This window comes from Pseudomonas allii (assembly GCF_055380095.1).
On the sequence record NZ_AP039450.1, the window covers coordinates 645,626 to 671,542 of the forward strand.

At 62.7% G+C, this 25,917-nt stretch carries 12 protein-coding genes; 3 read left to right on the forward strand and 9 right to left on the reverse strand.

Features of this window, described 5'->3' with window-relative positions; translation table 11 throughout:
* Window positions 1-103: 103 nt before the first annotated feature.
* The gene (locus ACZ445_RS02845) at window positions 104-1,372 is read right to left on the reverse strand and encodes an Hsp70 family protein (protein ID WP_058423542.1); all 1,269 of its coding nucleotides are present in this window, start codon (window positions 1,370-1,372) and stop codon (window positions 104-106) included.
* A 238-nt stretch (window positions 1,373-1,610) separates the two neighbouring features.
* Here ACZ445_RS02845 and ACZ445_RS02850 point away from each other — a divergent pair, with 238 nt between their 5' ends.
* Window positions 1,611-2,549 carry a DnaJ C-terminal domain-containing protein gene (locus ACZ445_RS02850; RefSeq protein ID WP_058423543.1) on the forward strand — a complete coding sequence of 313 codons (939 nt, stop codon included), beginning with the start codon at window positions 1,611-1,613 and terminating at the stop codon, window positions 2,547-2,549.
* Between the two features lie 23 nt (window positions 2,550-2,572).
* Here ACZ445_RS02850 and ACZ445_RS02855 read toward each other — a convergent pair whose 3' ends face one another.
* Entirely contained in the window at window positions 2,573-9,514 is a 6,942-nt protein-coding gene (locus ACZ445_RS02855) for an NEL-type E3 ubiquitin ligase domain-containing protein (RefSeq protein ID WP_464707973.1), read from the reverse strand.
* A 138-nt stretch (window positions 9,515-9,652) separates the two neighbouring features.
* Here ACZ445_RS02855 and ACZ445_RS02860 point away from each other — a divergent pair, with 138 nt between their 5' ends.
* Window positions 9,653-14,749 carry a dermonecrotic toxin domain-containing protein gene (locus tag ACZ445_RS02860; protein ID WP_464707974.1) on the forward strand — a complete coding sequence of 1,699 codons (5,097 nt, stop codon included), beginning with the start codon at window positions 9,653-9,655 and terminating at the stop codon, window positions 14,747-14,749.
* On the opposite strand, the gene ureC is transcribed toward ACZ445_RS02860, so the two are convergent.
* From ureC to ACZ445_RS02890, 6 genes are all read right to left on the reverse strand, one after another.
* Window positions 14,746-16,446 carry an urease subunit alpha gene (gene ureC / locus ACZ445_RS02865; protein ID WP_058423546.1) on the reverse strand — a complete coding sequence of 567 codons (1,701 nt, stop codon included), beginning with the start codon at window positions 16,444-16,446 and terminating at the stop codon, window positions 14,746-14,748. The two genes, ACZ445_RS02860 and ureC, sit on opposite strands and share 4 nt — an antisense overlap.
* Before the next feature lie 104 nt (window positions 16,447-16,550).
* Window positions 16,551-16,856 carry an urease subunit beta gene (locus tag ACZ445_RS02870; protein WP_058423547.1) on the reverse strand — a complete coding sequence of 102 codons (306 nt, stop codon included), beginning with the start codon at window positions 16,854-16,856 and terminating at the stop codon, window positions 16,551-16,553.
* Window positions 16,853-17,386 (reverse strand): GNAT family N-acetyltransferase, encoded by a 534-nt coding sequence (locus ACZ445_RS02875; RefSeq protein ID WP_058423548.1) that lies wholly within the window; start codon window positions 17,384-17,386, stop codon window positions 16,853-16,855. Before ACZ445_RS02875 ends, ACZ445_RS02870 begins: the two co-directional genes overlap by 4 nt.
* A 5-nt stretch (window positions 17,387-17,391) precedes the next feature.
* The gene (locus ACZ445_RS02880; protein ID WP_058423549.1) at window positions 17,392-17,904 is read right to left on the reverse strand and encodes a GNAT family N-acetyltransferase; all 513 of its coding nucleotides are present in this window, start codon (window positions 17,902-17,904) and stop codon (window positions 17,392-17,394) included.
* Between the two features lie 9 nt (window positions 17,905-17,913).
* Window positions 17,914-18,216, reverse strand: a complete 303-nt coding sequence (ureA, locus tag ACZ445_RS02885; protein ID WP_003171437.1) for an urease subunit gamma — start codon at window positions 18,214-18,216, stop codon at window positions 17,914-17,916.
* Between the two features lie 3 nt (window positions 18,217-18,219).
* The gene (locus ACZ445_RS02890) at window positions 18,220-19,059 is read right to left on the reverse strand and encodes an urease accessory protein UreD (RefSeq protein WP_464707976.1); all 840 of its coding nucleotides are present in this window, start codon (window positions 19,057-19,059) and stop codon (window positions 18,220-18,222) included.
* A 246-nt stretch (window positions 19,060-19,305) separates the two neighbouring features.
* Between ACZ445_RS02890 and ACZ445_RS02895 the strand changes: the two genes are divergently transcribed.
* Complete coding sequence (locus tag ACZ445_RS02895) at window positions 19,306-25,203, forward strand: hypothetical protein (RefSeq protein WP_464707977.1); 5,898 nt, start codon at window positions 19,306-19,308, stop codon at window positions 25,201-25,203.
* On the opposite strand, the gene urtE is transcribed toward ACZ445_RS02895, so the two are convergent.
* Entirely contained in the window at window positions 25,193-25,891 is a 699-nt protein-coding gene (urtE, locus tag ACZ445_RS02900) for an urea ABC transporter ATP-binding subunit UrtE (RefSeq protein ID WP_058423552.1), read from the reverse strand. The two genes, ACZ445_RS02895 and urtE, sit on opposite strands and share 11 nt — an antisense overlap.
* Window positions 25,892-25,917 lie beyond the last annotated feature (26 nt).

Sequence of the window (25,917 nt, forward strand, 5' to 3'; positions counted from 1 at the left end):
CTCATCGGGGGCAAGCCCCCTCCCACATTTTGATCTGTGAACACATTCAAAAGTGGGAGGGGGCTTGCCCCCGATGGGCACGACGCGGTCCTTCAGATAAAACTCAGCTGCCGTAGCGCTTGCTGGCCTCAATCGCCAAGCCGCTGCCGATACTGCCAAAGATATTGCCTTCCACATGCCGCGCATTCGGCAGCATCGCCGAGATGCTGTGGCGCAGTGCCGGAATCCCGCTGGAACCGCCGGTAAAGAACACCGTGTCCACCTGGGCCACGCTCACCGAGGCATCGTTGAGCAACTGCGTGACGCTGTTGCGCACGCGCTCCAGCAAACCGTCGATGGCCGATTCAAATAGCGTCCGGCTCAGCTCCACGCTCAACCCTGGCTCAACCCGATCCAGCAGCACATGGCGGCTGTCTTCGTGGGTCAGTTGGATCTTGGTTTCTTCCACTTCCATCGCCAGCCAGTGTCCGGCGCGCTGTTCGATCAGCTTGAACAGGCGGTCGATGCCGCCGGTGTCTTCGATGTCGTAGCGCATGCTGCCCAACGCCAGCTGGGACTTTTGCGAGTACACCGAGTTGATGGTGTGCCAGGTCGCCAGGTTCATGTGGTGGCTGGTGGGCATGTAGGCACCGCTTTTCATGCGGCTGCCGTAGCCGAACAACGGCATCATGCCGTTCAGCGAGAGCTGTTTGTCGAAGTCGGTACCGCCGATGTGCACGCCGCCGGTGGCGAGGATGTCGCTCTGGCGGTTGTCGTTGTGGCGACGGTCCGGCGACAGGCGCACCAGCGAAAAGTCGGACGTACCACCGCCGATGTCGACGATCAGCACCAGCTCTTCTTGCTCGATGGTGGACTCGTAGTCGAACGCCGCCGCAATCGGCTCGTACTGGAACGAGATGTCCTTGAAGCCGATCTTGCGCGCCACGTCGACCAGGGTGTTCTCGGCTTCCTGGTCGGCCATCGGGTCGTCATCGACGAAGAACACCGGGCGGCCCAGTACCACTTCTTCGAACTCTCGCCCGGCGTTGGCTTCGGCGCGGCTCTTGAGTTGGCCGATAAACAGCGCCAGCAGGTCGGTGAACGGCATCGCGGTGCCGAGCACGCTGGTGTCGTGCTTGATCAGCTTGGAACCCAGCAGGCTCTTGAGCGAGCGCATCAGCCGGCCTTCGTAGTTTTCCAGGTATTCGTGCAGGGCCAGGCGACCGTACACCGGGCGGCGCTCCTCGAAGTTGAAGAACACCACCGACGGCAACGTGATCTTGTCGTCCTCCAGCGCGATGAGCGTCTCCTCGCCGGGGCGGATCCAGCCGACGGTGGAGTTGGACGTGCCAAAGTCGATGCCGCAGGCACGGGCTGGGGATGGGTTTTTCATGTCTATCGGGTTCCGGTTGAAAAACGGCCGCGCAGTGTATGCCAGTCGAAGGCGGATGCGTAGGCCGACTATCCGCTAAATCGCGCTTGAAAGTTGGGTATTTGCCCCCACATCTCTTGCATACGGCAAGTGCCGATAACACTTTGACGCACCCCCAGGCCACATCACTCAACAAGTGCAATGCAGCGCACGTTGTGCCCCGGGCTGTGCGATCTCGATTAAGGATGGTGAACCGCCGATGGATTTCAAAGACTACTACAAGATATTGGGTGTCGAGCCGACCGCCGATGACAAGGAAATCAAGGCGGCCTATCGCAAGCTCGCGCGCAAATATCACCCCGACGTGAGCAAGGAAAAAGACGCCGAAGCCAAGTTCAAGGACGCGTCCGAAGCCTATGAGGCGCTCAAAAGCGCCGACAAGCGCGCCGAATACGACGAACTGCGCAAATATGGCCAGCATGGCCAACCGTTCCAGGGACCACCGGGCTGGCAGAGCCGTGGCGGCTTTGGCGGTGGCGGCGGTGGCGAGGACTTCTCGGACTTCTTCAGTTCGATCTTCGGCTCCCGTGGCGACGCCTTTGGTGGCGGCCAGCGTCGGCCTGCCGGGCGCAAAGGCCAGGACGTGGAGATGCAGCTGTCGGTGTTCCTTGAAGAGACGCTGTCCACCGAGTCCAAGCAGGTCACCTTCCAGGTGCCGCAGTACGACGCGTCGGGCCGGCATGTGAGCAACACCACCAAGAGCCTGAACGTCAAGATCCCCGCCGGCGTCACCGACGGCGAGCGCATTCGCCTCAAGGCCCAGGGCGCGCCGGGCATTGGCGGTGGTGCGAATGGCGATCTGTACCTGATCATCAAGTTCGCGCCGCATCCAAAATTCGAAGTGGATGGCGAAAACCTGATCATCAACCTGCCCCTGGCGCCGTGGGAACTGGCGCTGGGTGCTGAAGTACAGGTGCCGACGCTGACCGGTAAGATCAACCTCAAGGTGCCTGCTGGCAGCCAGAACGGCCAGCGCATGCGCGCCAAGGGCCATGGCCTGCTGAACAAGGCCGGGCAGCGCGGCTTCCTGTTCGTGCAGCTCAAGGCGGTAATGCCCAAAGACAGCAGCGATGAGGTCAAGGCCTTGTGGCAGGAGCTGGCGCAAAAGGCGGCGTTCAATCCCCGCGAAAACTTCTGAGGGCGTGAACGCCTGGGCGCCGGTTAATGCGAACGGCGCCCCGTCACGTCCCGGGAAGGGCCGGGTTGCTGTTGATCACCGCTGGGCGGTGTCAGCTCGGCCACCTCCCGGCGTGACAGCTCCAGCAGCTTGAGGTTACGTTCGGTGGCCTGCTCGATTTCCAGCCGGCTCAAGGCTTCGAGGTAGGCGTCATCAAAGGCTTCGTGCGCATCTTCCAGAGCGTTCTGCCGCGCATCGGCATTGCTTTTGAGGGTGGCGAACTCATCGGCGTACCGCTGCTTGAGGTAGTCGACCCAGTAGTCTCGGCTGATCAGGTCCTCGTAAAACATCTCACTGCGTTCCGCGTCGAGAATATTGCGGCGGGCTTCAGCCAGTTCAGTGCCACTGATGGGCCGACTGAAGCGCATGTACCGTGGTTGCCCGGGCAACTCCAACTGGTCCGGCCAACCCCTGGCCAGGCCGATGCGGTATGACAAGCGCACTTCCGCCACGTCCGAGAGTGGAACCAGCGCTCTGTCGGCCTCGACTTCGGCTCTGCCCAGCCGGAACAACTGCCGGGACAAGTTCAACAGGGCCGCACCTCTCAGATCCAGCCGCGCCGTATCGACGTTGAGCAACGCATTGTGCTCGTAGACCCGGACTTCCAGCCCGCTGAAGGTGAGGATGCGCCCATCGACGCAAGTGCCGTGGGTATGTGACATGGCGAACAGCGTCTGGCGCAACTCAGTATTGTCGGCGGCCGCTTCCAGCACGTTGCGCACGCGTTGCGAAAGATCGGCGCGACCAGCACCGAACTCCATGGTGTCCTGCAAGCGTTCGAGCAAGTGAAAAAACGCCTGGTGATCCGGTTCGGCCTGCAGTTGTGCCCAGATCTCCCGTAGCCTGCCTTGCTCGGTGAGAGGCAGGTCGTCTATCCAGGGCACGGGTTGTTCAACCGGGGCGGGTTGCCCGGGGAGGTCTTCGTCAGGTTGTTCAGGAAAGAGCTCGTCGGGTTCAGGCGATGATGGCAGCGCGTCGCCCATCATTGTCTGGATTTCCCGTCGTGACAGGCCCAGCGCCGAGTCGCGTCCCGTGCGGTCCAGATACTCGATAAGCGCTGTCAGGCTGTCGTGGGACAATGGGTTTTCGGAGATGTCGGTACCCTCCATCAAGGCATCATGGCTGCCATTCAGTGCCTCGGAAGGGATTGAGCTGATGTCATTGGCGCTCAGGTTGAGTGTGCGCAGATGACCGGCTTCCAATGTGCCGGCCGGCCAATCCGTGAGGCGGTTACCGCTCAGGTTCAGCACCTCGAGGGGCGAGCCAGGCTCAATACTGAAGAACTCCATCAGGTTGTCGCTCAGGTTCAGCTGTTGCAGGTGTGGCCATTCATCCAGGCCGATGGCCAATTCATCGTCGAATCGGTTGGAGGACAGATCCAGCTCCCGCAACTCAGGCATTTCTGTGAGCGCTGCGGGCAGGCCCTGCAGCTCGTTACCCGTCAATCGCAATGAGCGCACACCGGAAAGCCCTGCGAGGAAACCGTTGGAGCCTTGCTCGGCGAACTGGATGCCGCTCAGGTCCAGGTGTTGCACGTGGGTGAAGTCCGCCGCCAGCATGGGCAGATTGTCCAGTTGCAAGCCGTTGAAACTCAGGGTCTGGCCCGCCGTATCTGCCGCCAGTCCCTGGCGCCAGCACGTGATGATGCGTTGCGCGGCCTGGTTGCGACGGCTTGCCACGGTCCAGTCTGTGGCTTGTGAGCCCCGCGTGTACAGCCAGCCATTGAGCTGGCGTGTCAGCGCGTGCAGGGCCTCATTCCAGACGTCGATCAGTGCGTTCAAATGCGCTTCGCTGGCACCTCCCGCGCGCAGACGTGCCAGCCATTGCTGCAGCGCCTGCTCGTCCATGGCGGGCTGCAAGCGCTGCAGGCGTTGCGGCAGGGGCAGGCCGGGTTCGGCGCTGGGCAGGTCGAGCAGGTGGCGGGTCAATGAGGCTCCGCTTTCGGTCTCGGGGAATACGTTGGTGGGCGGTTCCTCATAGGCAAAACGCTCCAGGGCTCCGGCGGGCAGGCCCCGGGCGGTTTCAACCCGCTGTCGGGCCACAGCCAGCGCGCCTTCGGAAACCTGGCTCAACGGCGTACCGACCACGTTGGTACTGAGCAGCAGCTCGTCTCTGGTCAGGATTGCCTCGGGCAACGCGGTGATGCGGGTATTGCGCAGGTTCAGCGAGGCCAGTTGCGGCAAGTCCTCGAGACCGGTCGGCACTTGCAGCAAGTTTGTTTCTCGCAGGTTCAGGGTCCTGAGCCGGTGCAAGTGAGCGACTTCCAGCCTCGTCAAGGGGTTGCCTTGCAGCGAGAGGTGTTCCAGCACGGGGAATTCCTGGAGCTCGGCGGGTGCGGCGGCCAGGTCGCAGTAGTTCAGTTCGAGGGTGCGTGCCTGAGTGAAGGCCCGTATGAAACGGCTTACCTGCTCCATGGGCACGCGCAGGTTCATCAGGCGCAATGCAGTGGTGTGGGGGAAACTGTTGGCTGGCAAGTCGGGCAGGCTCGAGGGGCTGAAGCCACGTAGATCCACCTCCAGAAATGAACTCGGCCGCACGCGCAGCGGGTCAGCCGCCGCGTAGTGGTTGAGCAGCCCGCGACTCCATTGCACCCGCAAGTAACCGCCCATCCAGCGTTGGTTCGCATGTTCAACCTCGTGGGGAGGGCGCAACCACTCATTCAACCTGCGGTCGATTCCGCTGTACTGCTCGCTCAGCGCCTCAATCGCTACAAAGCGGGCATGGTGACCGACCCAGCGTTCGGCAAAGGTGTTGATCAACACCTGCGAGTCCCGCGCCGGTTCCGTCAGGCGCGACAGTTCCCCGGCACAGTATTCCCGGACCATTTCCTCAAGGTCGATCAAGTGAACTGGTCGGTCGTTCAGCCGTGTATAGAGCGCCCTGAAGCTGTCGCGCGACAGTCTCGACCAGCTTAGCGAAAGACCGGCCAGCAAGCGTTCGTGGCCCTCCAGCAGTTCGGCCGGAATGCTGTCGATGCTGGTGCCGCGCAGATTCAGGCGCTCAAGGTGGGGCAGTTCCAGCACGCCAACCGGCCAGTCAGTTACCTGGGAGCCAAATATTTCCAGCTGGCGCAGCCGCGTCAGGCGGCTGACGTCCAGCAGGGGCTGGCTCATCGGTGGGAACACGTTGTTGTTGGCAATGCTTAATTCTTCCAGCTGGCTGAGGCTGCCCAGGGTGTTGATGTTTTCGGCCGAGAGGGGCGAGAAGAGCTGTAGCCTCGTCAGCCTTGGCCACCGCGTCAACGTCTCGAACTGGTTGATGCTCCGAGGGCCGGTGACGAAGATATGCAGGCTTTCCACGCGGGGGAACAGGCCTGAAAGTTGTTCCAGCGGTTGGCCGTGCGTGACCAACGCGCGCACATGGGAAAAGTCCGCAGTCAACGGCGGCAATGGGGCGTCGGTGGTGAGTTCAAGTCGAGCGGCTGTCTGCACGTCATTGGCGAGGGGCGCATTTCGCCAACTGGCCCTGAGGTTTTCGGCGGTGGCGCTGCGCTGCATGGCTTCAGGCGAGGTGGGCGGCTGCGTTTCAACCCATTGCGTCAGCGTGGCTTCCAGGGTTTCCCATTCACGCCCGCGTGCCTGCAACAGCCCGTAGATCTGCGCGTCGGTTTGCCCGGCGCGGCGTTGCTGGAGGATAAAGCCGTTGGCCTGCTCGTCGCTCAAGTCGGGGTACAGGTCCTGCACGCGTGTCACCAGGGACGGGTCCATGCCGGCGCCACGGCCGCTGGCATAGTAGCCGGCCTGATTCACGCCGATGCGCGCCGGTGGCTTGAACCGCATCGACTCACCACGTGGCTGGCCCAGCCACTGCGGCGCCAGATGACTGTGCTCGACCGCGCTGCGAATGATGCTGCGCTGCAACTCGGCCTGTTGGCCCACATGGGGCACGCCCAACGCCTGGCGCGCTTCGTCGGGCAGGGCATGCAGCACCGACGCGTAGAAGTTGTCGCCATACCTGGGCAGGCTGTTGAGGGCCTCACCACGTTCGTCGAATGCCTGGTAGACCGGACCTTTTTTGACCAGGAATTTGCGCTGCATCGCGTCCTGGTTGCCGATGGCGTCGATCAGCCGGCCCCCCACGTGTTCATCGCGGATTTCCAGGCGCACCGCGTCCGACCAGCCAGGCAGTTTCTGCAATGCATGCAGGGCCAGGCGCTTGCTGTCGGTGGTTGCGATGTGATCCGTGTGCAGCCCGGCATAGGCGCGAGCCTGGCGCCCCTGTCGCGCATACCAGCGGCCTTCTTCGAGCAAGGCCAGCGGCACTTTGCCGGCGCTTTCCAGGCGCACGAGGGCTTCGGTGCTGGCGTGGGCCAGGATGTCTTGCGCTGCGGGTTGGCTCAGCCCCGGGCAGGCCTTGCGCAATTGTGTGATACGCAGGTCAGTAGGCTTGGGGCCTTCATAGAGGCTCTCGAAAATCGCCGGGCGACGGGTCTGCGCAAAGTCGGTGATCTGTTTTCTGAACTCCACCGGCCAGGCCTCCCGCACCCGTGCCGCCTCGGCGCCGAGCAGGTCGGTGATCTCATCCTCGTCCAGCGCCGCCAGGATACGTGCCGGCAACCCGCTGCCCAGCACCTCCGCGCGGCTCATGCGGATGGGCGCCTTGGCGCGCACACCGGCATACAAGCGCTCAACGCCGTACTGCACGGATTTTCCCGTCAGGCCCGGACCGTCAAAGACCTCCAGCACCCGACCCGTCGGCCAGCGGGGCAACTCAGTGACCAGCGGCAGGATATACAGATAACGTTCATCCACCGCCGTGCCGCTCTGCACCTGGCTGATCACGTCTTCGACGCCCCTGTCGGCCTCAAACAGGCGCATGGCATCCGTCAACTCGGGCGGCGGCGGCTGGTTGTCCAGGTGTGCCTTGCGCAGGGTGTTATCGCTGACGCCGCTGACTTCAGCGATCTTCAACAGTTGCTCGTCGGAGTATTGCTCGGTCGCGTGGCCCAGCCGGCGTAGCAGGGTCAGCCGGTCCCAGGCCAGTGGGCGTTCCAGGGTGTGGCGCCAGGCGCCTTGGCCGTTGTGCCGTAGCAGCGGCTGATACGCATCGGGATCGCTGGGGTGCTGGATGCGCCATTCGCCAGGTTTTGTACCTTGGCTGATTTCGTAGTGTTTACCGTCCTGGCGGATATAGGTTTTGCCGTTGACCGCATAGCGTCCCTGGGGATCGGGGCTGGCATCGGCTGCCAGGGCCACGTCACTTTCATAGGCTTTCAGGTCGGGCTTCCACAGGCGGGTTTTCCCACTGGGCAGGGTAACCGGCTGCAACCCCTCGACCACTGGCTCGGCCGGGACCGCTGTCAGTTTGGCCAAGCCGCTTCCCACGCCGACTTGAGCGGCGAGCAGCACCAGGTTTTCCGCCACATCGATCAGGTGGGCCTTGGCAGCCTTGCGATCACCTTCGGTCCACTCTTTCACCCCTTCGAAGGTTTCGTACAGCAGTTGACCGGCCATCACCGCAATCATGACTTCGCCCAGCCCTGGCACGAATATCGACACCCCGGTCAACAGCAACATGCCGATATTGAGCAGCGCCGCCAGTTTGCGCGAACGCACGGTGGCATCCACCTGCGCGGTGGGCACGGCGTGGCTGCGGGCGTCGGCGTAGACTTTGGCGCGGTGTTGCTCGTAGAGGTAGGTCCACAGGTCAAAGTTATCGACCCAGAAGATGCCACTGTGCACGGGCGCGATAACGACAGGGTTCAGGTAGGGATCGTCGTTGGCCACCTGCTGGATCGGGTTGGGCGGTGGCAGGGTGTTGACCCGGCTGAACAGGGAATACGGGTCGAGTCCTTGGCGTATCTGGTTCAGCAGGGGCGCATAGGGGGCCAGGTCCTGGGCAACAGTGGTTTCCGAGGTGTCCTGGGTGAACTGGCTGAAGTAGTCCGCGCGGTCGGCGTAGTCGACGAACTGGCTGAAAAAGCGCTGGTAGGCGGTGGGGCTGCCGGCCGAGGCTGGTGGCGTGTCGCGGGCGGTGAGGCGTTGTTTGAACATGGGCTTGAGTTGCGCCACGGTGTAGCGCTTGAGCGGCGATTGCGGATCGTCAGGGATGTACAGCAGTAACTGGCTTGCGCTGTGCAGTTCTCCACTGACCAGGAACACCACCACGCCGGTCAGGCGGTGCTTCATCAAACTCAAGTCACGAAACCAGATGCGCTCGCCGTTCAGCATCGGTTCGGTTTCGCCGCCGACCACCGAGAGCACCATGCGGTAGTCAGCGTCGGTGATGTCTTTTTTCAGCAATGCCTGTTCAGCTGCAACGCGCAGGGCGGCCTTGTGGGCGGCGATGAATTTGTCGCGTAATACGGCCTGTGTGACTGCGTCTTTGGGCTCCAGATAGTCCTTGAGGTAAGCCTGGTATTTCGCGCCGATATCCAGCGAGCGGCACAAACCGGTGAACTGCGCCACGGTCAGCGTCGTGGTGATCGGCTCAAAATCGTCCCCGGCCTTGATCACGAACCCCGACGACGGATGAAAGGCGTCCGCCTCACATTCAGCCTCTTCGAAGTTGTGCAGGGCGGCTTGCAACAGCGGCAGCTTCAAGGCTTCGAACCAGCCGGCGGTGATCGAGAAGATGCCGACGGTGATGGATTTTCTGAGCCTCAGAAAGGTTTTATCGACATCCAGCTGCACCTTGAACTGATCGCTCAGCGCCTTGACCAGCAGGGGCCTGGCGAAGGTGTCGATGTCTTGCAGCGTCGACATCGCCTTGTCCAGCTTACCTTGCGCGGTGAAGCTGGCGACGACGCTGTCTTCCAGCGTCTTGCGTTGCGCCGCCGAGGCCTGTTGATACCAGGCGGGCAGCACGGCATCCGAGTGTTTGAGTGCGCTGCGGTAGGACGGAGGCACGTCTGTCAGCCAGGCCGGTATGGCGTCTTTGAGCAAGTCATGGTGGTGGCTGTCAGTGACGGATGGAGACTCAGGCATGGTGTCGCTCCTGCAATGAATGGGGGAGCCGACAGCACATCACGCGTTCAGGCGCGGGCAGCGGTAGATAGGTAGGGCCGACGGCCGGCAGGGGCGACCTAGGATTGCGCGATTGTCAGATCACACGGTAGTCACCTTATGTCCGCGCCAACCTCTCCACCTGCACCCATTGAACAAGGCCAACATTACGCTCTGATCAAACAGGCGATTGCGCCGTGCCTGAGCCAGGCCTCGCCCTCGCGTCGCCTGGCGCTCAAGCAAACCCCGGCACAGATTCCCGATTGGTACGCCGCCGCCGCCCAGCCGCGTAAAGACCAAATCAAGGCGTTGCTGGACGCGCGTTGCTCGTCGCTCAATGAGTTGGAAAAGTCCCTGGCGAAGCTGCAGTCGGTGACAGCCTTCGCACAGCCGTTGCTGGAAGCGGCGCTCAAGCAGGCCGGTTTCGAACTGGACGTCAATCAAACCTGGCTGCGGCTATACAGCCCGGTCGAAGATGCTTTTGGTGTGGCGACCGGCGGGTTCAAGACCAAGACCTTTTCGTTGTTGCAGGCAGCCTTGAACAACTTCGAGGCGCGGGAGGCCGAGGTCGGATTTTTCAATGCATTTTCCGGGTTCATCACCACGCCCGATGCCCGCGGGCACTTCGAGCGGCACCCCACGACACTGAAGATCGAGACGTTTGCCCGGCTTTGCCGTGGCCTGGACCTGGGCGCGAAGTACCAGGCACACCTCAAGTCTTTCCTGCAGCCACAGGATGCGGTCGCCGAAGGCGTGCTGCGCGAGCGCTACCTGAAGCATCAGAAGGCAGCGTTCGAAGCGGCAGCCTGCCTGGCCCTGCTCAAGGGCGATATCGATGACAGCGACCATGCCCTGTTGATGCGCGTGCTGGCCGGCGAGCCGCAGATCATGCTGGGCGACAAGCAGGTGTGGTACCGCGTGCCGTGCCTGATGAACCTGCGCCTGCAGGATTGCCTGGTGATCGACCCCTGCGTCAAATACCGCTACTCCACATGGGTGATCGTTTATATCCCGGACGACCCTGACCACCCGATCAAGCGCTACGCCTCTTACGATGCCTTCAGCAACGCCATGACCGACCGTCTCAAGGCCGGACCGGGGAGCGGTGCCGATCGCTCTCAAGTCGCACCGGCCACGGACTACCAGCGCTTCATCAGCCAGTTCGTCGCCTACCAGCACCGGCCCTACTACTTTCGCCGGCTCACCGAGCTGGTGCTGGATGCGCCGCCGCAGCCCTTCGCTTTGCAATGGATACGCTCGGAGTGGGGCCAGTACATCACCGAGCTCTTCAGCCCACCGGCCATCACAGGGATCGCCTCGATCTTCGGCGACCCCGAACCCCAGGTGCACGTACCGATCACCGCCCCTGAATTCGATGTCAATGCAGCTTCGATCAAGGGCCTCTGGGAGGAAGTGGACCTGTGGCCCCATCGCTACGAAAACCTGCGTACCCGGCTGTACGCTGATGCACGCGCCCAGGCCGTGAGCACGGCGGATGCCGACAAAGCTGAACGGTCTCGGCGCCTGGAGCACTATCTGAATATCGGTTTGTTTGGCGTGAACCTGCTGGGCATGGTAATCCCACCGTTGGGTGTGGTGATGTCATTGGTGACGGCCGGGCAGTTGTTGTACGAAGTGCTGGACGGTGCTATCGATTGGGCGCAGGGCGACCGTGAAGCCGGCTGGGCGCATATCACCGATGTCATTGAAAACCTGGCGCTGCTGGCGATCGGTGCGACCGTCAGCCATCTCACACTTTCACCCTTTATCGAACAGCTCAAAGCGGTGCAATTACCCGGCGGCAAGACCCGGCTGTGGAAGCCGGACCTGTCGGCCTACGAACACCCGTCGCCGTTGCCCCAAGGCTCGGTCGCGGATGTGCGCGGGCTCCACCGGGTCGGTGGCAAACAGGTGCTGGAACTGGAAGGCAGGCGCTATGCCGTGCAGCAGGACGCCGAGACCGAGGGCTACCACGTGGTGCATCCAACGCGCAGTGACGTCTACCAGCCCCGGCTGACCGCCAACGGCAGCGGTGCCTGGAACCATGAACTGGAACAGCCGTTGCGATGGCGCGGGGCAACCCTGATGCGACGCCTGGGGCCCGTGATGGAAGGCTTCAGCGACGTCGAACTGGAGCAGATCCGTCGGGTCAGCGGGGTTGAGGCAGACCGGCTGCGTCGTGTGCATGCCGAAGGCGAGCCCGTGCCGGCGATCCTGCTGGACACCGTGCGCCAGTTCCGGGCCTATCACGATGCGGTGGCGGTGGCCGAAGGGATCGGCCAGGGCAGGCTCTCCAGTGCCCTGTGCAGCTTCCCGGCCTCGCTGGTCACTGAGCTGAGCGGATGGCCGGAGCACTTGGCGCTCGAAGCCTACTCGGACGCCGAACCGCGCAGCGTGTCGGCCAAGTACGGTTACTCAAAGGCCATTGCGCGGGACACACTGCGCATCAGCCGCATGGCGTTGATGAGAGGGGAGTTGCCCGCGGCTGTCATCGGCTTTTTGAGTGAAGCACAAACCCACGCGTTACTGCCCGGCTACACCCCAAGGACCCCGGAACTACGCATTGGCGCCTTGCGCAAACGCCTGCAGGACTTCGCGGTGAGCCAGCGCGCCCGGTTGATGCGCAGCCTGTACGCCGAGCAGCAACCCACTGCGCAGCCCGCCACCCAATTGATTACACGCCAGTTTCCACGCGTGCCGGCGCTGATGGCCGAGGAGCTATTGGTCGGCGCTACGCGGCAGGAATTGCGCACCCTCAACACTGACCAGCGCGTGCCGTTGCGCATTGCCGAGGCCGCACGCCAGGCGCAGCAGCAAATGCGCCTGGCCCACGCCTATGAAGGGCTATACCTGGAAGCGCTGGCGGACAAGGATACCGAGGTCCTGGCGCTCAACACACTTCAGTCCCTGCCGGGGTGGAAGGACGACCTGCGCCTGGAAGTGCGCGACGGCGAGCTGGAAGGGGAGTTGCGGGCCAGCTTCGGCGCCGAAGACGCCTCCGAGCGCAAGGTGCTGGTGCGGGTCGGCGAGGGCCGTTATCAGGCGCGCAATATACGCGATGAAACCCTGCACGAAACCGAAGACCTGTATGCGGCCCTGCAACATGCCCTGACCGATGCGCACCGTCGGGCCATCGGCTTGCCGAGCATCAAACAAGGTCCACAACTGAAGGCAAAGATCGTTGAAGGCGCGCTGCCACGGGATCAACTGCGGCCATTGCTCAAGATGCAGCAACGCCGCTACCGCTTTGCCGACCGCCCCTCGATGCGCCTGCCCGGCGGGCGGCTGGGGTATCGATGGAGCAATCATGGCCAGGACACTGCCTGGGGGCGCATCGTCGAGGAGCGCGTGCGCAGCCTCTACCCCACGTTGACCAGCGAACAGGTGAGCGCGTTTGTCGATGGGTTAGGCGTGGAGCAGCACGCGAAGCTCAAGACCCTGGAACTGGAATATAAAACCTTCGACAACGCGTTGCAGAACTGGCTGCGCGAGCACGTCCGGCAAGTGTCCGCAGAGGCTCGCCGCTCTGGCGCGTTCCTGCACCAGCGGCGTGCGCGCTTGAGGATCGTCAGGGCCTTGCGCGAAGCATGGCGTCGCACCGGAAGCGAGGACCTGGATATCAGCGGGTATTCCCATGGCCAGGTCATTGACCTGTCTGGAGAGGACCTGTTCGACCAATTGGAAGAACTGCCCCTGCTGACGGTCAACTTCGATCACGTCTCGGCCCTTGAACTCTCGGGCGCCGGCATCGAGACCGATCCCACCCCGTTCCTGCGCCACTTCAAGCGCCTGCGCCGTCTCGGCCTGGAGAGCAACGAGCTGACGGTGCTGCCCGAGGCAATCGGGCAGATGTTGCGTTTGACTGCGTTGGACTTGTCCGAAAACCAGATCGTCCTGGACGCGCACGCCGTCGATCACCTTAAAGGGCTGACGCAACTGAACTACCTGGGACTGGAGAGCAATCCGCTTCTGCTGGCACCGGATATCGGCCGCATGCCGGACTTGAGCATGCTGCTGCTCGGCGATACCGGGCTCCATACCTGGCCACCAGGCCTGTTTGATCAACCCCGTGCGCGCTCTTTCGTACTGGACCTGAGTGCCAATCGGTTGGACAGCGTGCCGCAGGTCGACGCAGGTTCAAGCCAGGCGAACATCGTGGCGCGCACCCGTATCAGCTCGGAACCGCAGTACATTTCCGCGCAGAACCTGGATGTGATCAGGGGCTATCGGCAATCGGTAGGGCTGGAGCCTGATCGACCCTATCCACCCAGGGGCGTGCTCGACAGCATCCATTGGCGCACGGGCTTGAGTGACGAGCAGTGGCTCGCCAAACAGCCCGTGTGGGACAGCCTCGAACACGAGCACGGCTCCGAGCCTTTTTTTAACGAGTTGCGCAAACTGTCCGAGTCCGCAGATACCCTTGAGGAGGGCGCCGCCAAAGCCGACCTGACGCGCAAAGTGTGGACCATGATCGAGGCTGCAGCTGCGCACCGTGCCTTGCGTGAAAAGCTGTTCATCATGGCCGCGGCACCCACCACCTGTGTGGATGCCGGCGCTCAACTGTTCAACGCCATGGGTGTGGAAGTATTGGTCGCCCAAGCCTACGAGTTGGTGGCCGAGGACCTGGTGGAGCGCCAATTGCTCGAGCTGGCGCGCGGCAAGTCGCGCTTGGACGAACTGGGCCGGATCGCCCACGGCAGGGTCAGTGAACTGGTGGCTCAGGGGCGCACATTCCCCGAGTACGATGCCGACGGCCACCGCGTCACGCATCGTGATGCCGAAGGCAACGTGATGCGGGACATCGACGAGGTAGAGATCTACCTGATTTACGCCACCGAGTTGGCTTCCGAGGACAAACTGGACTTGCCTTGGCAATCGGCGCGCATGATGTTCAAGGAGCCGGATGTGACCCCTGCCATGATCGAGCAGGCACGCGTGCGAGTACTTGCCCTGGAAGAGGGCGACCTGTTGCGCAAGTCGATTGGTGAGCAGCCGTTTTGGCTGGGCTTTCTCAAGCAGTCCAATCCTGGGCCGTTCCAGGCGATGCAGGCCGAGGCCGAGGCGGCGTTCGATCGGTACGCCACCTCGGACCCGGCGCGGTTCGAGGCTGAAATGGCGAACCTGGCGACACAAGACAAGGCCCTGGTCGCCAAGCTGACCGGCCAGGCCCTGGACCGTGCGCGGTTGCCGCTCATCGGCGCGCCGTTCGTGGCCTAGAACAGGAAATAGCGCTGCGCCATCGGCAGCACATCCGCCGGTTCGCACCACAGCAGTACGCCGTCGGCCTTGACCTGGTAGGTCTGTGGGTCGACTTCGATGTGGGGCAGGTAGTCGTTGTGGATCAGGTCGGTTTTCTGCACGTCGCGACAGCCCTTGACCACGGCGATCTGCTTTTTCAAACCCAGGGCTTCGGGTAAGCCGGCGTCCTGCGCGGCCTGGCTGATAAAGGTCAGGCTGGTGGCGTGCAGGCTGCTGCCGAAGCTGGCGAACATGGGGCGGTAGTGCACCGGTTGCGGTGTTGGGATCGACGCATTGGCGTCGCCCATCAGGCTGGCGGCAATTGCCCCGCCCTTGAGGATCAGCGTCGGCTTGACGCCGAAGAACGCCGGGCGCCACAGCACCAGGTCGGCCCATTTGCCGACCTCGATGGAGCCGACGATATGGCTGACGCCGTGGGTGATCGCCGGGTTGATGGTGTACTTGGCGATGTAGCGTTTGACGCGGAAGTTATCGTTGCCCGCACCGTCGCCCGGTAGGGCGCCGCGTTGTTTTTTCATCTTGTCGGCGGTCTGCCAGGTGCGCGTGATCACTTCGCCGACACGGCCCATGGCCTGGCTGTCGGAACTGATCATGGAGAACGCACCCAGGTCATGCAGGATGTCTTCGGCGGCAATGGTTTCGCGGCGGATGCGGCTTTCGGCGAACGCCACGTCTTCGGCGATGCTCGGGTCCAGGTGATGGCAGACCATCAACATGTCCAGGTGTTCGTCGATGGTGTTGCGGGTGAACGGCCGCGTCGGGTTGGTGGAGCTGGGCAGCACATTCGCAAAGCCGCAGGCCTTGATGATGTCCGGCGCATGGCCGCCCCCGGCGCCTTCGGTGTGGTAGGTGTGAATGGTGCGGCCTTTGAACGCGGCGAGTGTGGCCTCGACGAAGCCGGATTCGTTGAGGGTGTCGCTGTGGATCGCCACCTGCACGTCGTACTCGTCGGCCACGCTCAGGCAGTTGTCGATACTGGCGGGGGTGGTGCCCCAGTCTTCGTGCAGCTTCAAGCCGATGGCACCGGCCTTGACCTGCTCGATCAAGGGTTCCGGCAGGCTGGCGTTGCCCTTGCCGGTAAAGCCGATGTTCATCGGGAACGAATCGCTGGCTTGCAGCATGCGCGCCAGGTGCCACGGGCCTGAGGTGCAGGTGGTGGCGTTGGTGCCGGTGGCCGGTCCCGTGCCGCCGCCGATCATGCTGGTGATGCCGCTGTCCAGCGCCTCTTCGATTTGTTGCGGGCAAATGAAGTGAATGTGCGTGTCGATGCCGCCGGCGGTGAGGATCATGCCTTCACCGGCGATCACTTCGGTGCTGGCGCCGATGGCCATGGTCACGCCGGGCTGGATATCCGGGTTGCCAGCCTTGCCGATGGCGTGGATGCGGCCATTCTTCAAGCCGACGTCGGCCTTGACGATGCCCCAGTGGTCGATGATCAGGGCGTTGGTGATCAGCGTGTCGACCACTTCATGGGCGAGCAACTGGCTCTGGCCCTGGCCGTCGCGGATGACTTTGCCGCCACCAAATTTCACTTCTTCGCCGTAGACGGTGAAGTCCTGCTCGACTTCGATGAACAGCTCGGTGTCGGCCAGGCGGACCTTGTCACCGACGGTGGGGCCGTACATGTCGGCGTAGGCTTGGCGGCTGATTTTCATGTGGTTGCCCTGAAGATATGTGTTGAATGTGAGATCGCTATCGGGGGCAAGCCCCCGCCCACCTACGGTCAAAGTGTGGGAGGGGGCTTGCCCCCGATAAGGCCCTAAAGATCACCCATGATCCGACCTGCAAACCCGAATACCCGCCTGCCACCACTCAGATCCACCAACTCGACCTCGCGGCTCTGCCCCGGCTCAAAGCGCACTGCCGTGCCCGCCGGAATATTCAGGCGCATGCCACGGCTCGCAGCACGGTCAAACGTCAGCGCGTCATTGGTCTCGAAAAAATGGTAGTGCGAGCCCACCTGGATCGGTCGGTCGCCACTGTTGGCCACGCTGAGGGTGACGGTGCGCCGGCCGACGTTGAGTTCGATGTCGCCAGGCTGGATCCGGTATTCGCCAGGAATCATGCAGGTTGCCCCAGGGTCTTGAAGTAGATGGCGGTCGGGCTGTAGCGCCCGTCCGGGCTTTGGCAGTAGTCGGGCAGTTCGCCGATCTTGGTGTAGCGCAATGACTGGTAGAAGGCTTCGGCCGGGGAGCCGGCTTCGGTGTCCAGGTACAGCAGGCCGCGCTTGTGCTGGCGTGCGGCGAGCTCCAGGGTGTGCATCAGTTGCTGGCCCAGGCCATGGCGCCGCGCGCTGCTGTGCACCAGCAGCTTTTGCACTTCGGCGCGGTTGAGGCCGTTGGCTTTCTGGCACAGCGCTAACTGCACACTGGCGATCACCTGTTCGTCGCGCACCACTACCCACAGCAGCAGGCTCGCGTCTTCGATGCTCGCCTGCACGGTGCCGAGATAAGCCCGCGCCTGGGCCTCATCGAAGTCCGCCATGAAGCCGACCGAAGCGCCATGCTTGACCGCGTCCAGCAACAGCTCGATCAAGCCCAGGCGGTAGTGGGCAAAACTTTCAGCATTGACTCGACGCAACTGCGCGGCGTTCATCGATCTCACTCCTTGGGCGGTTCGGCGCCCGGGTTCAAGGCCAGTTGCATGAAGGTCAGGTCCAGCCAGCGGCCGAACTTGATGCCCACCTGCGGCATTTGCCCGGTGGTGACGAAGCCCAGGCGCTCATGCAGGTGGACCGAGGCCTGGTTGCCGCTTTCGATGGCGGCGACCATCACATGTTTGCCGCACTCACGCGCACGTTCGATCAACGCTTGCATCAGCCGTGGGCCGAGGCCTTTGCCGCGCTGGTCGTTACGCACGTACACCGAGTGCTCGACGCTGTAGCGGAAGCCTTCGAAGGGACGCCAGTCGCCGAACGAGGCGTAGCCGGTGACCTCATCGTTTTCCACCGAGACCAGGATCGGATAACCCTGGGCATGCCGCGCGCTTAACCAGGCCTGGCGGTTGCCCAGGTCCACCGGCTGTTCGTTCCAGATCGCCGTGGTGTTCAGCACCGCATCGTTGTAGATATCGCGGATCGCTGGCAGGTCGTTTTGGGTTGCATCACGAATCATGAGCAGGCCTCACGCGATGGGTTGGTGAACGGTGACCAGTTTGGTGCCGTCGGGAAAGGTGGCTTCCACCTGGATATCCGGGATCATTTCCGGGATGCCTTCCATCACCTGTTCGCGGCTGAGCAGGGTGGTGCCGTAGTGCATCAGGTCGGCCACGGTGCGGCCGTCACGGGCGCCTTCCATCAGCGCGGCGGAGATGTAGGCGATGGTTTCCGGGTAGTTGAGCTTCACTCCGCGCGCCAGCCGGCGTTCGGCCACCAGGCCTGCGGTGAAGATCAGCAGTTTGTCTTTTTCCCGTGGGGTCAGGTCCATGGTTCAGGTGCTCCAGATTCGTGGTGAAACGGCTTCCCGGCCCAGCACCGCCGGGCGCAACAGGCGCCATAAATCGATCAGCCATGCCCGCGCCAGCAGCGCTTCACTGGCCAGGCAGCGGGCGACCAGCAAGCCCGGCAATTGGGTCAGGTCGCCGCGCACGGCGTGGGGCAGGGCGCGGCAGGTTTCCAGCAGTTCGGGTTCGATATCGCCGGTGAGCAGCAGCGTCGCGAACACCGGCTGGCCATCCAGCCCGATGGGCGACTCCAGCAAGCCGTCGGCGCCCACAATGCGCTGGCGTTCATGCCAGAGCAACTGGCCGTCGCGGCGAATATCCAGCTGTGCTTGAAAATGCCCCAGATCGAAGCGTTCACCACTGGCCGGTCGACCCAGGGCAACCACGTCCCAGTAAAACAGGCGGGCATCGCCCCGCAGGTCGATGCGCGTGGTGAGTTCGGCCTGGGCTGCGCTGAACACGATGGTTTCCTGGGGCAGCCACTCCAGCGTGGCACCGGCCTCAACCTTCAATTCGAGTTGCTGGAACGCTGGGCCCTTGGCGCGATACCACTTGGCGGCGCCGGGGCTGGTCAGTTGGGCCCAGGCGCCTTCGGCGACATGGGCGCGGATGTCCAGGCGATCGCCACCGGCAATTCCGCCGGGCGGGTGCACGATGATGTGCTGGCACACCTCGGGGCCTTCGGCGTACAGGTGCTTTTGCACCCGCAGCGGGCCCATATGACGGCGCATCACCGGGCGCGTGGTGTCACCGAAACGCGCATAGCCGAGTTCCAGCTCGGCATGCCAGCTGGGGGTGAACAGGGCGGTGGAGACGGGCAGGTTCATGGTGAGTGCTTGAGGTCTTTTTTGAACAGCTTTTCCTCAGGTGTAGCAAAGGACGTGCCGGGGTGGAACGCGGATTAGAGGTCGGTCCTGGTGGAGGTGTGCACTGTTGTGGTGCCGTACCGTCTTGAGCGATTTATTCAATGCGCTGTTGTGGTGCGTCCGGCCAGATATAGTTAGGCCCCTTCGGGAAGGGCGGGAGCGTTAGATGGGCGTTTCTTCCTCGACCCTTCCCGAAGGTGCTGCACGATGGACATTCATGACACGCCACAACCCGACGGTGTTCGGCAAAACCCCGTCTCAGGTGGGCACCTGCCCGCCCTCAGCCCACCCTTTATCAGCGCCGATGATGCGGCGTATTGGGCCCATACCCAAATAGGCAGCAAGCGCGATCGCGAGTACGGCGGTGCGATTCTCAAGCACGCAGGCCGGTACTTCGCGACAGTGCCCAAGCCCGGCGCCACCAAGCAGATAGCGCTCGACAGTGTGCTCCCGATCAGCGATGGCAAGCCGGTTCTGCCGGCGGATTACACCTGCTCCGGGTTTTACCACTCCCACCCTGATACCGATGATGATTTTCCCTCAAGGATGTTCCCGGCCAGGCAGCGTTCAATGCTGCGCGGCTTGTTTTCATACCCCGACATGCAGGTCATTTTCCGCTTGAGCGGCCACGTTCCGGCGCATTACCTGTCTGGTCCAGATGGTACTTTGTTGAAATTCGTCGTGCGCACCTCGGCAAAACTGCAGGCGTTTCTGACCCGGCTGGACCCCACCAGCCACCCCGAGATCGACTTTTTCACGGACTATGTGCCGCAGGTGGCCGAGGCCGGTGCCTTGTGGGTGCTGGTGGCCAACGCTGCCTGGGGTGGTGTGCGCGGGCGGGTCAGCAAAGACTGGGTGCTCAAGGAATGGGTGAAGAACACACCCTTGAAGGGCGGCGAGCGGATGCAACCGTTCTCTTCCGCTGTCTTTGCGTTCTCACAACTGTCAGCGCTGATTGCTTTCACGGACCAGGCATTTGACCAGCCGTTCTGGGGGTATCTGCTCAAGGCGGCAGACCGCGATGAATACGTCTATGTGCCTGGCGCGGGCACCGTGGATGAATGGGGCCCGCCGCACACACTATTCCCGCCTGGCGCCGACGGTCAGACGCAACTGCCGCCAGGCTTTCTGATCGAAGGCGTCTTGATGCGTCTGGTCGATAAAACCAAGCCCCCCTTTTTACCCTCGCACCTGGCAAGTCTGGTCGAGTTGTTGGCCTACGCGCCGAATCTATTTGCCCCTCTGCGCCCGCCGACCCTGTTGCAGCGGCTCCCCGATGGAGGCCTGAACAGTTACAGGCTCTCGGGCACGGATGCCGAGTCGTTGTTGCTGGGCAAGAGAGGGGCGGTCGCACAGCGGCAGATCGAGACCGGCGCGCTCACGGTGTTCCGTTACTTTGACCGTTTGGCGAGCATGGGCGAGATGTCAGTCCTGAAGGCGGGGGTGATTTGGCAACGCCCTGGAAAAATACATCCGTGGTTTGAAGAGCTACAGCCCCATTTCAGCCCGGATTTTCTCAGGCCCGATGACGCTGCCCGATACCTCAGTGAGCAAGTGTCGCGGCGTGATATCTCCCATTTTGGCTACATCCTGCAGCGCAACGACGGCAGGTTTGTGGCTACCGGGCTGATCACCGACATCAACCGAATGGTGAGTATGGGGCTGACAAAAGGTCGTGTTCTCGACGTCCTGAGCTTGCCGGCAGATTATCGCTATTACGGTTTTTTCGTTGCCGTGGGCAGCAACCCAGAAGAGCTGAAGCGGATGCTCGCCACCCAGCCGGACGTTGAGGGCAGGCGCTCGCTGGATGAGCGTTTGCTGCTGACGCTGACGATTCCCTATCGAAACTACGTCGCCAGCCTGACCGCGGATGGGCAGCCCATTCCTTGCCTCTACTATTCAGGCACCACGGGTTCGCTGGTCAAATACGTGCGCAGCGGCAGTCCACAAGAGCGCGAGTTTCATACGGCGCTGACAGCGATTATCGACACCGGTACCTTCAAGCCCCGCGTGGATGGGTTCCGTGGTACGCCGTTGCAAGTCGTCAGCAAAATGGCAAGCCTGGGCGAATTCCATGTCATCGAGACGAACGCGGTCTTCGGCAACTCCCGTGGCCGGCTGCCTGTGGCATGGACTGCCTTTGAGCCTTTTGCCTCCGTGCCTCCCGTCGAACCGCCGTACAACTGGATAGTGACTGTCCCGGAACTGGCCGCTGAAGTGGCGCACGGGCAGTTCGGCCTCACGCCGGACCAGCGACAAGTCGCGTTTATTTTGAAAGCTACCGGAGCCGATGCGTACTTCTCGACACAGCCTGCGCCCGTCGGCAGCCGTCTGTTTTCACCGTCGACGGTTTTTACCCAGGACGCCAACGGTGATCCAGTGATACCCGAAGGCTATGAGGTCCACGGGATTTGCTATCAGTCGCTGCCTGAAATCGGGATGAAAACCCTTCAACACTGGTTGTACGAAAGCTTTGTCGCGCCCCGGGACCTGGCGGCTGTCATCGCACAGGCCCGTTCGAACCGTACGCTGCGTGCGCTTTACGTGAGTACGCGTGACGGCGCGCAACTGCAATACCGCTTCAGCGGGACGGGGCTGGAGAGCCAGCTGTATGGCGTCACGCCCACCGGGGAGGTCAACGATAATGGCCATCAGGCGAGCTTGCGCTCCGGGGCCGTGACGCCTACGGAGTATGTACTGCGGGTGGCGGCGGCGGGCGAGCTGTCGGTGTTGGTGGCCGGCAGGCTGTGGGACGTCCAAGGCCGCGTGGAACAAACCTGGCGGCCCTTCGCGCGCTACCGCATGCCTGAGTTCAGTGCGCCGTTTCTGCAGGCCGATGATGCCGCACGGTTTGCCCATGAACAGGTGGGTGCCGATCGTTACGCTGAATACTGCGGTTGCATCCTCAAGACCCCCGACCAGCGTTTTGTCGCCACACTGCCGGTGGCCTGCCTGGAGGCGCAGCGGTTTGCCATCGGCACGGTGTTTCCGGCGGACCACAGCGGTGTGTTGCTGGTCCACGAGCCCTACGTGCTCTACGGGCAATACGCGTCATGTCGGTCGGTTGCCCGGCTGGACAAGGCCCGCATGCAGCACAACGGCTGGTCGCGGGAGGAGGCCAGCGTTGATTGGCAACTGTTCAACGATGCCGATCTGCGCAACCTTATCGGTAATCGGCATTGGGTCTCGACAGGCTACCTCTCCTGCGACGAGCACGCCCTGATTGCCTTTGACCTTACGGGCGCCAAGGATCAATTGGATGAATTGAACCCGGACACCTCCTCGGCGCCCCGCGAACCGCAGGCCCGGGTGCGGCACTTGTCGGCCAGCGGCTTGCGCATTGTGCTCGGCAGTCCGTTGTGGGGATTGCCTGGCAGTGTCTCGCCAACCTGGCGTGCCTATGCGCCGGCGGCGACCTTTGAAAAACCGCAGCAGGTGGCGTTTGGCGCAGTGTTTTCCACTGCCAGGGAAGCGGTCGCAGACGCTCACAAGCGATTGCGACGGGGTTATCACGCGGCCCAGACGGGTTTTGCTTTTTTGCTCAAGCACGCGCAAAAGGACCAGTACGTGCTGAGCCAGCTTGTCCCTGCGGATGGCGCCAATCCGTTGTTCAACCTGGCGAGTCTGTTTGGTAACCGTGATGACGGTGCGTTCATTTTTCCGCCGGCATTTGAGCTGCACGGGTTGTATTACGCGCGCCTGTGGATGCCCGACAACCTGCAGAATCCGCAGCGTTGGCTGGCTCGGCATTTCCTGTCTTCGGCCGACCTGTACAGCGCCTTCCTGTTCGCCCGGCGTTGGCGTGAGACGGGCAGCGGCGTCACCTTGCCCGTGTTTATTTCAACCCTGGACGACGCCGTGCTCGAGTATCAGGCGGATGTCTCGACGCCGTTGTTCGACCCGGTAAAGCAGCCGTCCGGCACCTTTGAAGACGTGCATACCCAACTGAGCGGGGGGCAGTTATCACCCCAGGCATTCGTTAGAAAAGTCATCGGCATGAGCTGGCTCGGTGTGCTGGTGCCCAGCGAATGCTGGGACGAGGAGAGCAGCAGGCTGGGCGCCGATTGGCTGCCTTATGCCGATTTCAGTCGCAGGGCGTTGAGCCCGGCGTTCTTTCACCAGGCGGATGCGCTGCGCTACGCCCACCAGCGCCTGGGCAATCGTCGCGACCGCATTTACGGCGGCTTGCTGCTCAAGCGCGTCGACGGTTTATTTGTCGCCACCGAGCCGCTGCCTGTCGCGACAGAGAACTTCGATCCCAAATGGATCCTGCCGGATGAAGACGTGCGTGCGGACTGGTTGGCCCCGGGCATGACACTGGTGGCGCGCTATCGTTCGCGGCGGGACGTACTGCCTGCCTTTGTGCTGGACGAGGACGGCGAGGCGGTCTATCGAGCGATGTTGTCCACCGATGTGCTGGGCACGGCGCTCACGTGCCAGCACCTGTGGAGCCATGAGTACCTGTTCGGGCTGGATGGCTCGGTGATCGGTTTCAGTTGCAGGAGCGCAATGGATGCGGCCCAGCAAGGCCCGCTTTCCAACGACCTTGAAGCGCTCCGCCAAGCGCTGGCACCGGCTGAGCGAACGCCTCATGACCCGCTGAGCAACGCGCTCGAGAAACAGATGCGCGACGGTAGCCTCACGCCTGTGGCGTTCGTCAATCGGCTGCTCAAGGTCGCCTCGATGACCGTGGTGCAAGGCAGTGCGCTATGGGGCAATGCTCAGGTGCTGGGCAGCGGATGGCTGCCTGCGCGTGGTTTTACCGCACCTGACCGGTTCATCCATGCCACGGCCGATCGCGCCTTGGGGCCGGTGTTCAGTCATATCGATGACGCCGCGCGCGACGCCCATGAACGCGCCGGGGAGCGAGACCGGCTGACCTATGGTTTTATCTTCAAGTTGGCCAACGGTCACTGGATGGCCAGCCTGCCGGTGGACGGTGAAGACCGACGCTTCCCCTACGACAGGGTGGTGCTGGGCGGGCGTTTGCCGGTGGGCTGCACGATAGCGGCACTCTACCTGTGCGCCCCGGCCCGCCAGCCTGAAGAATTGCGCGCATCAGCGGTCTACCACGCCTTCATCCCGCCGAGCCTGTTGCGTGCTGCGTTGGCGGTGGTGCGTACGAAAACAAATGCCGGGGCTGCGCCTTATCTGCCGTTGTATCTGTCGTGTGCCGACGGCGCCTTGCTCAACTACCGTGCCTCACGCCTGGACAGTGACTGGGACGGCGAAGCGCAGATGCAGGCCTATATCCGCCTGTTGAATGGAAACATCAACCCTCGCGACTACATACGCCAGGTCGCCCTTTCGGGGCCGCTCGAGGTGCTGGTCACGGGAGAGATCTGGACCGGAAAAGGGCGGGTGTCACACACCTGGAGTGAAGGTGCCAGCGCGGCTGAAGACCCGGATGCACGGGGCGCCCTCGGGCCATTGTTCTCTCATCCGGATGATGCCGCGCGTTACATGTGGCGCCGCTCGACGGCGGTGCCAGGCAAGGCCGCGATGGGGGCTGTGCTGACAAATGCAGCGGGCAACAGTTATCTCGTCAGTGAACCGGTAGACGACAGCGGTCCGAGTGTCCACGTGGGGCTACGCATGAATACAAGTGCTTATCGACGCCTGTTTGGCGGGGTGATGAACCTGGATGAACGCACTCAACCGCGTCCCAAATACCCTGCGGGCTATCACGTCATGGGCGTGCAGCAACTGCACAAGTGGGACGCCAGCCTGGAGCGGCTGACTGACCGACATGAACAGGCCATCACCGAAAACTTTATCTCGCAGAAGGAATTCCGGTTTGTGGTCGACCTGTTGCGGCAGGACAAGGTGACCGGTGCCCGTTACTACTTCACCCCCAGGCAGGGCGCCCTGTTGGTCTACGCGCCCAGTTTCGAGCGCGCCGAGCACGACCTGTTGCTGTTTGGCTGGATCGACCCCGAATCGGACAAGCCCCGGCTCAAGACCAGCGAAGCCCTCACGGTCCTGTTCAATTCCGGTCGGTTGCATGTGTTGGAGCCCGACCGGTTCTGGCAACCCAAGGGGCATGTCGCCTCGCGTTTTCTGATGGCGTTGCGCAAAGCGCAGCTGGCTCCACTCAGATCGTGACGAGGCCACGCACACCCTCGCTTTCCATGTGCTCGCCACGGCCCTGCTGCACGATCTCGCCCCGGGACATCACCAAGTACTGGTCGGCCAGTTCGGCGGCGAAATCGTAGAACTGCTCCACCAGCAGGATCGCCATGTCGCCGCGAGCGGCGAGCTTCTGGATCACCGCGCCGATTTCCTTGATCACCGAAGGCTGGATGCCTTCGGTGGGCTCGTCCAGGATCAGCAAGCGCGGGCGGCTGGCCAGGGCCCGGCCGATGGCGAGCTGTTGCTGCTGGCCGCCGGACAGGTCGCCGCCGCGTCGGTGTTTCATCTGCAGTAACACCGGGAACAATTCGTAGATAAAGGCCGGGACCTCCTTGGCCTCCTTCGCGCCAAAGCGCGAGAGCCCCATCAGCAGGTTTTCTTCCACGGTCAGCCGACCGAAGATTTCCCGGCCCTGGGGTACGTACGCGATGCCGGCATGCACCCGCTGGTGCGGCTTGAACGCGGTGATGGCCTGGCCTTCCCAGGTCACCGCACCTTCCTTGGCCGGCAACAGGCCCATCAGGCACTTGAGCAGGGTGGTCTTGCCCACGCCATTGCGCCCGAGCAGGCAGGTGACTTCGCCGATCTTCACGTCAAAGGACAGCCCGCGCAGGATGTGGCTACCGCCGTAGTATTGGTGCAGCTTGTCGACTTGCAGCATTCTCAAACCTCCTTAGAGCCCACATA

Bases quoted from the DNA above. Each gene is read 5' to 3' on its own strand.
- ACZ445_RS02890 (WP_464707976.1), bottom strand. From the start codon at position 19,059: ATGAACCTGCCCGTCTCCACCGCCCTGTTCACCCCCAGCTGGCATGCC.
- urtE (WP_058423552.1), bottom strand. From the start codon at position 25,891: ATGCTGCAAGTCGACAAGCTGCACCAATACTACGGCGGTAGCCACATC.
- ACZ445_RS02860 (WP_464707974.1), top strand. From the start codon at position 9,653: ATGTCCGCGCCAACCTCTCCACCTGCACCCATTGAACAAGGCCAACAT.
- ACZ445_RS02850 (WP_058423543.1), top strand. From the start codon at position 1,611: ATGGATTTCAAAGACTACTACAAGATATTGGGTGTCGAGCCGACCGCC.
- ACZ445_RS02870 (WP_058423547.1), bottom strand. From the start codon at position 16,856: ATGATTCCTGGCGAATACCGGATCCAGCCTGGCGACATCGAACTCAAC.
- ACZ445_RS02875 (WP_058423548.1), bottom strand. From the start codon at position 17,386: ATGAACGCCGCGCAGTTGCGTCGAGTCAATGCTGAAAGTTTTGCCCAC.
- ACZ445_RS02845 (WP_058423542.1), bottom strand. From the start codon at position 1,372: ATGAAAAACCCATCCCCAGCCCGTGCCTGCGGCATCGACTTTGGCACG.
- ACZ445_RS02855 (WP_464707973.1), bottom strand. From the start codon at position 9,514: ATGCCTGAGTCTCCATCCGTCACTGACAGCCACCACCATGACTTGCTC.
- ACZ445_RS02880 (WP_058423549.1), bottom strand. From the start codon at position 17,904: ATGATTCGTGATGCAACCCAAAACGACCTGCCAGCGATCCGCGATATC.
- ureA (WP_003171437.1), bottom strand. From the start codon at position 18,216: ATGGACCTGACCCCACGGGAAAAAGACAAACTGCTGATCTTCACCGCA.
- ureC (WP_058423546.1), bottom strand. From the start codon at position 16,446: ATGAAAATCAGCCGCCAAGCCTACGCCGACATGTACGGCCCCACCGTC.
- ACZ445_RS02895 (WP_464707977.1), top strand. From the start codon at position 19,306: ATGGACATTCATGACACGCCACAACCCGACGGTGTTCGGCAAAACCCC.